This is a genomic window from Cellulomonas sp. PS-H5, from assembly GCF_019265565.1.
GTDB lineage: Bacteria > Actinomycetota > Actinomycetes > Actinomycetales > Cellulomonadaceae > Cellulomonas.
In genome coordinates this window covers 33,258-42,514 of record NZ_JAHVCI010000036.1, presented here as the reverse complement: position 1 = coordinate 42,514, position 9,257 = coordinate 33,258, and the positions used below count along the sequence as shown (strand labels likewise).

The 9,257-nt window shown below is 77.0% G+C and carries 9 protein-coding genes; 3 read left to right on the top strand and 6 right to left on the bottom strand.

What is annotated here, in order from left to right; genetic code table 11:
* The 4 genes from J5O08_RS13890 to rimP all read right to left on the bottom strand — a co-directional run.
* On the bottom strand, positions 1-261 hold a 261-nt coding region (locus J5O08_RS13890; RefSeq protein ID WP_218707476.1), incomplete at its 3' end, for a translation initiation factor IF-2 N-terminal domain-containing protein.
* Positions 262-438: 177 nt separating this feature from the next.
* Positions 439-681, bottom strand: coding sequence for a YlxR family protein (locus J5O08_RS21680; protein ID WP_374225980.1), 243 nt, complete (start codon positions 679-681; stop codon positions 439-441).
* 125 nt (positions 682-806) lie between these two features.
* Positions 807-1,928 carry a transcription termination factor NusA gene (nusA, locus tag J5O08_RS13880; protein WP_218707473.1) on the bottom strand — a complete coding sequence of 374 codons (1,122 nt, stop codon included), beginning with the start codon at positions 1,926-1,928 and terminating at the stop codon, positions 807-809.
* Between the two features lie 2 nt (positions 1,929-1,930).
* Positions 1,931-2,509 (bottom strand): ribosome maturation factor RimP, encoded by a 579-nt coding sequence (gene rimP, locus J5O08_RS13875; protein ID WP_218707472.1) that lies wholly within the window; start codon positions 2,507-2,509, stop codon positions 1,931-1,933.
* Between the two features lie 260 nt (positions 2,510-2,769).
* Between rimP and J5O08_RS13870 the strand changes: the two genes are divergently transcribed.
* Positions 2,770-3,954, top strand: a complete 1,185-nt coding sequence (locus tag J5O08_RS13870) for a DUF4439 domain-containing protein (protein ID WP_218707471.1) — start codon at positions 2,770-2,772, stop codon at positions 3,952-3,954.
* Between the two features lie 331 nt (positions 3,955-4,285).
* Here the strand turns inward: J5O08_RS13870 and J5O08_RS13865 are convergent, their stop codons facing one another.
* Complete coding sequence (locus tag J5O08_RS13865; RefSeq protein ID WP_218707470.1) at positions 4,286-6,097, bottom strand: proline--tRNA ligase; 1,812 nt, start codon at positions 6,095-6,097, stop codon at positions 4,286-4,288.
* 56 nt (positions 6,098-6,153) lie between these two features.
* Between J5O08_RS13865 and J5O08_RS13860 the strand changes: the two genes are divergently transcribed.
* Together J5O08_RS13860 and J5O08_RS13855 are read left to right on the top strand one after the other, a co-directional pair.
* Entirely contained in the window at positions 6,154-7,059 is a 906-nt protein-coding gene (locus J5O08_RS13860) for an Fpg/Nei family DNA glycosylase (protein WP_218707469.1), read from the top strand.
* A 91-nt stretch (positions 7,060-7,150) separates the two neighbouring features.
* Complete coding sequence (locus tag J5O08_RS13855; RefSeq protein ID WP_218707468.1) at positions 7,151-8,332, top strand: LCP family protein; 1,182 nt, start codon at positions 7,151-7,153, stop codon at positions 8,330-8,332.
* 15 nt (positions 8,333-8,347) lie between these two features.
* Here J5O08_RS13855 and J5O08_RS13850 read toward each other — a convergent pair whose 3' ends face one another.
* Positions 8,348-9,256 carry a DUF4081 domain-containing protein gene (locus J5O08_RS13850; protein ID WP_308281617.1) on the bottom strand — a complete coding sequence of 303 codons (909 nt, stop codon included), beginning with the start codon at positions 9,254-9,256 and terminating at the stop codon, positions 8,348-8,350.
* Between the last annotated feature and the right edge of the window lies 1 nt (position 9,257).

The window sequence follows — 9,257 nt, the reverse complement described above, 5'->3', positions numbered from 1 at the left end:
GGCGGCCGGGGCCGACGGCGCGGGGGCGGCGGGGGTCGCCGACGGGGCCGGCGCGGCGGCCGGGGCGCTGGCGGGCCGGCTCGCGGCGGGCTTGGCGCCACCACCGGCGGGGTAGGTGTCCCGCAGCTTGCGGACCACCGGGGGCTCGATCGTCGAGGACGCCGAGCGCACGAACTCACCGAGCTCGTTCAGCTTGGTCATGAGGGACTTGCTGTCGACTCCGAGCTCCTTGGCGAGCTCGTAGACGCGGACCTTGGCCACATCTCTCCCTGTCTCGGTCCGCCCGGACAGGGTCGGACCGTCGTTAGTGCTGGGTACTCATCGCTGGGTACTCATCGGTGCGTGCTCATCGGGCAGCCATCGGCTCTTCGACCCGCTTTCCCTGTTCGACGGTGCACATGCCACCCCGGCGGGTTGCCCGGGCGGCGACGGTCCTCCTCACACGACCCCGAGGTGCTCCCGCACCGCGGACGTGTCCAGCGGCCCCGCGAGACGCAGGGCCCGCGGGAACGCACGACGGCGCTCGGCGAGCTCGAGGCAGTGAGGATCGGGGTGCAGCCAGGCACCCCGGCCCGGCAGCGCCCGGCGCACGTCGACCACGACCGCGGGGTCTCCCGCGTCCGTCGTCGCCGCGACCACGCGCAGCAGGACCGACCTCGGACCGGCGTTCCGGCACCCCACGCACGTGCGCACCGGGCCCACGACGACCTCCGCAACGTCGTCCGCTGCGTGGGTGTCGGGGTGGCGCCTGCTCGGCGAGGAGAGCCGGGCCACCGGCCCAGCCGACCTCAGTCTAGCGCGCGACGTCACCCGACTCGACCGGCGGCGCTTCCGTCACCGTCGGCCGAGGGCGAACCCGCGGCCTCGGGCGTCCCCTCGTGGCTGCCGTCGGCGCCCTGCGCGTCGGACCGGATGTCGATGCGCCAGCCCGTCAGCTTCGCGGCGAGGCGGGCGTTCTGGCCCTCCTTGCCGATCGCGAGCGACAGCTGGTAGTCGGGCACGACCACCCGCGCGGCGCGCGCCGCCGGGTCGACGACCGTGACGGACAGCACGCGCGCCGGCGACAGCGCGTGCGCGACCATCTCCGCCGGGTCGTCCGAGTGGTCGACGATGTCGATCTTCTCGCCGTGCAGCTCGGCCATCACGGCGCGCACGCGAGCACCGAGCGGGCCGATGCATGCGCCCTTCGCGCCGAGGCCCTGCACGCGGGACCGCACGGCCATCTTGGTGCGGTGCCCCGCCTCGCGGGCCAGCGCGGTGATCTCCACGTGGCCGTCGGCGATCTCCGGGACCTCGAGCTCGAACAGCTTGCGGACCAGGTTCGGGTGCGTGCGGGACAGCGTGATCTGCGGGCCCTTCGAGCCGCGCGACACGTCGAGCACCAGCGCGCGGATCCGCTCGCCGTGGACGTACTTCTCCGTCGGCACCTGCTCGTGCGCGGGCAGCACGGCCTCCGTGCCGCCCACGTCGACGAGCACGACGCGCGGGTCGCGACCCTGCTGGATGACGCCGCCGAGGACCTCGCCCTCCTTGCCGCGGAACTGCCCGAGCACCTGGTCGTCCTCGGCGTCGCGCAGCCGCTGCACGATCACCTGGCGCGCGGTCGCGGTCGCGATCCGCCCGAAGCCGGCCGGGGTGTCGTCGAACTCCGGGCCCAGCGACGTCGTGGTCGGCGGGACCGCGGTCACCGTGCCGTCCTCGTCCTCGGCCGGCTCCGGAGCGTCCGGCGCGGGCACCACGGTGCGCTCGCGCGCCCACACGGTGACGTGGCCGGACCGGCGGTCGAGCTCGACCCGCGCGTCGGCGTGCGCGTCCGGCGTCCGGTGGTACGCGGACAGGAGCGCCTGCTCGATGGCCGAGACGAGCACGTCCAGGCTGATCTCGCGCTCGCGCTCGATGAGCCGCAGCGCCTGCATGTCGATGTCCACGATCAGTCCTCCCGGCCCTGCGGCCCGTCGGGGGCGGAGTCGCCGCCCCGTGCGTCGTCCTTGTCCCGGACCAGCTCCACCTCGACGTGGCCCTCGCGGACCCGCGCCAGGGGCAGCCGGACGGGCTCGCCGATCTTGGCCGGCCGGCCCTTGACGCCCGGCGTCTCGGGCGTCACGACCACCGCGTCCTCCGCGTCGGTCGCCCCGCGCTCCACGTCCACGAGGCGGCCGGTCAGCGACCCCCCGTCCTCCAGGCGGAGCACCACGAGGCGGCCGATGGCCCGCGCGTAGTGCCGGCGGGCGACGAGCGGCGCGGTGGCCCCGCGGCTCGACACCTCGAGGGTGTACCGGTCGGGCAGGCCGTCCAGGTCGTCGAGCGCCGCGGAGACGGCGCGGGACACGTCGGCGACGCCGTCCAGGTCGACCTGGTCCTCGACGTCCTCGGGCGCGTCGAGCACGACGCGCACCACGGCCTGGCCGCCCTCGCGGCCCAGCTCGACGTCCTCCAGCCACAGGCCGGCGGCGGTCACCACCGGCTCGATGGTCTCCCGGATGCGCTGCGCGCTGGCGGGCGCGGGCATGTTGACCTCCTGTGTCGGTCCTCGGCGGGGTGCGGCCTCGTCGCGCGCACGCCGACACCGGGGACGTCGACGCTGTGTGGTTGTCGGTCCTGCACGGTGGAGCGGCGCGCGGCGGACCGCGTGCTGCCACCAGGGTACTGACTCCCGGGCTCCGCACCCGCCGGACGGGGCCCGGACCGGGTGCGACGTGCGCGACACCGGCCCGGGTGGGGACCTCGGGTCCGGTGCGGGGCCGGGTGGCCGTGGCAGGATCGCCCGCGATGCCCCGCACCGCCTCGCGCCGCCCGTCGCGCCCCGCCCCGCACCCCGCGCCCGCCCGGTCCCGGCGCGCCCGCGCCCTCGCCGGGGTGCTCGCGCTCGGCACCGCGGCGCTGCTGGCGGGCTGCGGCCTGCGCCTCGAGACCGACCCGCCCGCCGAGCCGGTGCCGGACGCCACGGAGCAGGTGCGGCGGGACGCCGTGGACGACGCGCTCGCCCTCGCGTCCGCCGCCGAGGCCGCCACCGCGGGCGCCGACGAGGGCGTCGGCGCCGTGCTGGGCCTGGTCGCGTCGACGGCGGAGGTCCAGGTCGAGGCGCTGGGCGGAGTGTACGAGTCGGGGCTCGCCGAGGACCCCGACGCGACCCCCTCGCCCACGCCGTCCGCCACCGACCCGGCCGCCACGCCCGCCGACGTCCTGGCGCTGCTCGGCGGCGCCGCGTCCGAGGCCCGCGCCGACGCGCGCGCCACCGACGACCCGGGCCTGGCCCGGCTGCTCGCGTCCGTCGCCGCGTCGCGCGCCCAGCTGACCGACCGGCTCGCCGCCGCGCTCGACACCGAGGCGCCCGCGGTCGACGCCGAGCCGGAGGGCGGCTTCACGGCGGGCGGGTCGGCGGACGGGTCGGGGTCGGGCGACGGGTCGGCGGCGCTGCCGTCGGCGTCCGCGTCGGGGTCGGCGACCCCGGCTCCCTCGCCCACCGCGACCGGCCCCGCCGACGCGCTCGGTGCGGACCTCGACCGCGCCGACGCCCTCGCGCTCGTGCTCGCGGAGGACCAGGCGGGCTACGGCTTCGAGGTCGCCGCCGCCCGGCTGTCCGACGACGCGCGCGCCCGGGCCCGCTCCGCCGCCGCCGCGCACCGCGCCGCGGCGACCGCCTGGGCCGAGGCCGTCGGCGTCGCGGGCACCGCGGAGGACCCGCGGCGGGTGGCCTACGAGCTGGACGCCGACGTGTCGACCGCCGAGGCCGTGCGGGCGTTCGCGGCGGGGCTGCTGACCGACCTGGCCGCCGTGCACGCCGACGCCGTGCTCGACACCGGCGCGTCGACCGCCGACCGCACCGCGGCCGTCGACGGGCTGCGCACCTCGGCCGTGGAGGCGCTCTCCTGGGGCGCGACCCCGACGGCGCTGCCGGGCCTGCCGGCCGCCGCCCCCACGGCGTCCCCGACGCCGACCGCCGCCGCGGGCTGACCCGGCCCACGGAGGCCGGGCGGTCGACGCCTACGCCTTCCGGCCCCGCCACCGCAGATCGGCGTGGGCGGGGCCGGAAGGCGTAGGCCGCGTCGCGCCCCGGGCGCCCCCGCGTACACCCCGGGCCGCGTGGGGCACTCCCGGCCACGCGGCCCCGGCGTCGCGGCCGCGGCCGCGGCGCCTACGCCTCGCGGCCCCGCCACCGCAGATCGACGTGGCGGGGCCAGAAGGCGTAGGCCGCGTCGCGCCCGGCGCCGCCGGGCGCCCCACGCGGCGACGGCCCCGCGCCCTGCCGTCGGGCAGGGGGCGGGGCCGTCGCGGCGCCGGGGGGTCAGCGCGCCAGCAGCGCGTCCACCAGCTCCGCCACGCGGTCCGCGGCCTCGGCGACCGGGACCTGCTCGGCCTGCGGGCCGCCCTCGACGACCACGCGCGGCCGCACCTCGACCAGCCCGTCCGCGAGCCCGCGGCCCACGACGACGGTCAAGGGCACGCCCAGGAGCTCGGCGTCCGCGAACTTCACGCCGGGCGAGACCTTGAACCGGTCGTCGTACAGCACCTCGATGCCGCGCGCGTCCAGGGTCTGCGCCAGGGACTCCGCGGCCTCGAACACCGTGGCGTCCTTGCCGGTCGCGACGATCTGCACGTGCGCCGGGGCCACGCCGGCGGGCCAGGCGAGGCCGCGGTCGTCGTGGTTCGCCTCGGCCAGCGCCGCGAGCACCCGGGACACGCCGATGCCGTACGAGCCCATCGTGACGACCTGGGACTTGCCGTTCTGGTCGAGCACGGTCAGGCCGAGCGCCTGCGCGTACTTGCGGCCCAGCTGGAAGATGTGGCCGATCTCGATGCCGCGCGCGAGCTCCAGCGGGCCGGAGCCGTCGGGGGCCTCGTCGCCGGCGCGCACCTCGGCCGCCTCGACGGTGCCGTCCGCGGTGAAGTCGCGGCCGGCCACGAGGTCGAACACGTGCTTGCCGGGCTCGTTCGCGCCGGTGATCCAGCGGGTGCCGGGGACGACGCGCGGGTCCAGCAGGTACCGCACCGCGGTGCGACCCTCGGCGTCGGCGGCCAGGCCCTCGCGGTTCGGGCCGAGCGCGAGCGGGCCGATGTAGCCCTTGACCAGCTCGGGGTGCGCGGCGAAGTCCGCCTCGACGGCCGGCTCGACCTCGGCCGGGGCCACGGCGGCCTCGAGGCGCTTGAGGTCGACCTCGCGGTCGCCGGGCAGGCCGACGACGAGCAGCTCGCGCTCGCCGGTCGGCTGCACCAGGGCGAGCACGACGTTCTTCAGCGTGTCCGCGGCCGTCCAGGGGCGGTCGGCGCGCGGGAACCGCTCGTTCGACACCGCGACCAGCGAGTCGATCGTCGGGGTGTCCGGGGTGTCCTCGACGTGCGCGGCGGGGGCGTCGTCGTACGGCAGGGCCGGCGGCGCGACCGTCGTGACGGCCTCGACGTTGGCCGCGTAGCCGCCCGGCGAGCGCACGAACGTGTCCTCGCCGATCGCGGTCGGGTTGAGGAACTCCTCGGACCGCGAGCCGCCCATCGCGCCGGACGTCGCCGCCACGATCACGTACTCCAGCCCGAGCCGCTCGAACACACGCTGGTACGCGGCTCGCTGCGCGGCGTACGACGCGTCCAGCCCCGCGTCGTCCACGTCGAAGGAGTAGGCGTCCTTCATGATGAACTCGCGGCCGCGGATCAGGCCGGCCCGCGGGCGGGCCTCGTCGCGGTACTTGGTCTGGATCTGGAACAGCGTCAGCGGCAGGTCCTTGTACGACGAGTACAGGTCCTTGACCAGGAGCGTGAACATCTCCTCGTGCGTCGGCGCGAGCAGGTAGTCGTTCTCGCGGCGGTCCTGCAGCCGGAACAGGTTCGGGCCGTACTCGGTCCACCGGCCGGTCGCCTCGTAGGGCTCGCGCGGCAGCAGCGCCGGGAAGTGCACCTCCTGCGCGCCCGCGGCGGCCATCTCCTCGCGCACGACCTGCTCGACCTTGCCCAGCACCCGCAGACCCAGCGGCAGCCAGGTGTAGATGCCGGGGGCGGCGCGGCGGATGTAGCCGGCGCGGACGAGCAGCTTGTGGCTGGCCACCTCCGCGTCGGCCGGGTCCTCGCGCAGGGTGCGGACGAAGAGCGTGGACAGGCGTAGCAGCATGGGCCGCAGCCTAGTGGGAGTGCCGGGTGCCGGACGCCTGGGCCACCATGGGTGGCATGCCCGAGCTGCCCGAGGTCGAGTCGCTGGCCGAGTTCCTGCGCGAGCGCGCCGTGGGGCGCACCGTCGCGGGGGTCGAGGTCGGGGCGATCAGCGCCCTCAAGACGTTCCGCCCCGCGCCCACCGACCTCACCGGCGGCACCGTCGTGTCCGCAGGCCGGCACGGCAAGTGGCTCGACCTCGGCGTCGCGCCCCCGGCCGCGGGCGGCGGCCTCGGCGAGCCCCTGCACCTGGTGTTCCACCTCGCGCGCGCGGGCTGGCTGCGCTGGTCCGAGCAGCTGCCCGCGACGCCGGTCCGGCCCGGGAAGTCGCCGCTCGCGCTGCGGGTGCGGCTGGACGACGGGTCGGGCTTCGACCTCACCGAGGCGGGCACCCGCAAGCGGCTGGCGGTGCACGTGGTCGCCGACCCGGCCGAGGTGCCGCAGGTCGCCACGCTCGGCGTCGAGCCGCTGTCCGAGGAGTTCACGCCCGAGCGGCTCGGGGAGCTCATGGCCGCGCGCAACCAGCAGGTCAAGGGGCTGCTGCGCGACCAGGGCACGATCGCGGGCATCGGCAACGCCTACTCGGACGAGATCCTGCTCGTCGCCCGCACCAGCCCGTTCGCGCTCACCCGGTCGTTCGACGCCGACGCCGTCGCCCGGCTGCACGCCGCCACGGTGGGCGTGCTGCGGGAGGCCGTCGCGACCGCCGCCGGCCGGCCCGCCGCCGAGCTCAAGGACGCCAAGCGCCGCGGCATGCGGGTGCACGGCCGCACGGGCGAGCCCTGCCCCGGCTGGGACGGCGTCCCCTGCGGGGACACCGTGCACGAGGTGTCGTTCGCCGACTCGTCGCTGCAGTACTGCCCGACCTGCCAGACCGGCGGCAAGCCGCTGGCCGACCGGCGGATGTCCCGGCTGCTGCGCTGAGGCGGGCTTCACACGTCCCGCACAGGATCCCTCCGAGGGCTCTCCGCGCTCGCCGAGCGGCCCCCGCGCGACCCTCCCTAGCGTGGGAGCCATGCCCGAGACCACCCTCAGGAGCGACCGCCCCGTCCGGCACAGCCGCGCCGTGCAGCGCCCCGCCCGGCACGTCCGCCGCGCCCGCGGGGGCGTCGGCCGCCGCGTCGCCCGCGTCGCCGCTGCGACCGCCGGCGTGCTCGCGCTGGGCGGCACCACCGGTGCCGTCGCGCTGTACGCCCAGGTGCAGGGCAGCATCGACGCCGCCGACGTGGACCAGTTCCTGGGCGACGACCGGCCGACGGCCCCCGCGGAGGAGGACCCCGTCGACGGCTACGCCGGCCGGCCGCTCAACATCCTGGTGATGGGCACCGACCTCCGGGACGGCGAGAACGCCGAGATCGCCGGCGAGGTCGACGGCATGCGCTCGGACACCACGATGCTCGTGCACCTGTCCGCCGACCGGAGCCGGGTGGACGTCGTCTCGATCCCGCGCGACTCCCTGGTCGACATCCCGTCCTGCACGCTCGAGGACGGCAGCACCACCGACCCGCAGTCGGACGCGATGTTCAACGACGCGTTCCACATCGGCGGCGGCGACACCGAGAACCTCGCCGCGGCGGCGGCCTGCACGCGGCGCACCTTCGAGCAGAACAGCGGGCTGCGCACCGACGAGAGCATCGTCGTGAAGATGGACGGGGTCCGGGACGTCATCGACGCGCTCGGCGGCGTGCCCATGGACCTGCCGGAGGCGATGGACTCCCCCAAGGCCGGCCTGCACGTCCCCGCCGGGCCGCAGACGTTCGACGGCACAACCGCGCTGCAGTTCCTGCGCGCCCGCACCGGGACCGGCAACGGGCTCGAGATGGGCTCGGACCTGGCGCGCATCGAGCGGCAGCAGCAGCTCGTCGACGCGCTGGCCGCCCAGGTGCAGGGCGCGGGACTGCTCTCCGACCCGACGACGCTGATGCCGGTGCTCACCTCCGTCACGCGGTCGCTGTCGATCAGCGAGGGCCTGGCGGACGTGCGGGACCTCGCCGGCCTGGCGCTGACGCTGCGCGACGTCGACCCGGCCACGCTGCAGCCGGTGACCGTGCCGGTCGCCGAGGCGCCGCAGGACCGGTACCGCGTGGTGTGGACGTCGCAGGCGCAGGACCTCTGGGACCGGCTGGCGGCCGACCAGCCGCTGACGGACGCGGCGGGCACCCCGACGGCGGGCGCGACCACGACCACCGGCGCCTGACGCCGGGCCGGGCGCCTAGAACAGCACCGTCGCGTACGTGCCCACGCGGCGGAAGCCCACCGCGCGGTACGCCGCGAGCGCCCGCTCGTTGTAGTGGTTCGCGTACAGCGACACCGTCGGCGCCACGTCCCGCCGGGTCGCGGCCACCACCGCCGCCATCCCGGCCTCGGACAGCCGCTCGCCGCGCCGCGTGGGCTCGACCCACACGCCCTGCACCTGGGCCACCCCGCCGGCGACGGCGCCCAGCTCGGCCTTGAAGACCACCTGCGGCGCCCCGTCGTCGCCGGGGTCGATCCGGACGAACGACCGGCCCTCGCGCACGAGCGAGCGCACCCGGGCCTCGTACGCCCCGCCGGTGCCGCCGATCGGCGAGTAGCCGACCTCCTCGGTGAACATCCGCACGCAGGCCGGCAGGACCAGGTCGTACTCCTCCGGCACCGAGCGCCGCACGGCCGGGTCGGGCGCGACCACCGGGTCGCCGTCGATCACCATCGACGGCTGCTCCGCACGGACCTCCCGGACCACGCCCCACGCGGGCGCCAGCCGCTCCCAGAGCGGCAGCACCGCCTCGGCGTCCCCGACCACCGACGAGCACCGCCGCCCCTGGGCCCGGCCCATCGCCGCGAACGCGTCGAGCGCCGCCACCCGTACCGCGGGGTCCGGGACGACGGGCACCAGGTTGGCGCCGGCCCAGGCGAGCGCGACGAGCGCGCCGTCGACCTCGTACCCCCACAGCTGCCCGCCGGAGCGGCGCAGCCCGACGACCGCCGCCTGCTCGAGCCGGGTGGTCGCGAGCACCGCCGCCACCGGGTCCTGCGCGCACAGCGCGAGCGCGCGCGGCAGGTCCGCGTCGGCCAGCACCCGCGCACCGTCGGCGCCCGCCGGCGGCCGCCCCGCCGCCAGGTCCTCCCAGAGCCCCCGCACC

Bases quoted from the DNA above. Each gene is read 5' to 3' on its own strand.
- rimP (WP_218707472.1), bottom strand. From the start codon at position 2,509: ATGCCCGCGCCCGCCAGCGCGCAGCGCATCCGGGAGACCATCGAGCCG.
- J5O08_RS13870 (WP_218707471.1), top strand. From the start codon at position 2,770: ATGCCCCGCACCGCCTCGCGCCGCCCGTCGCGCCCCGCCCCGCACCCC.
- J5O08_RS13865 (WP_218707470.1), bottom strand. From the start codon at position 6,097: ATGCTGCTACGCCTGTCCACGCTCTTCGTCCGCACCCTGCGCGAGGAC.
- J5O08_RS13860 (WP_218707469.1), top strand. From the start codon at position 6,154: ATGCCCGAGCTGCCCGAGGTCGAGTCGCTGGCCGAGTTCCTGCGCGAG.
- J5O08_RS13855 (WP_218707468.1), top strand. From the start codon at position 7,151: ATGCCCGAGACCACCCTCAGGAGCGACCGCCCCGTCCGGCACAGCCGC.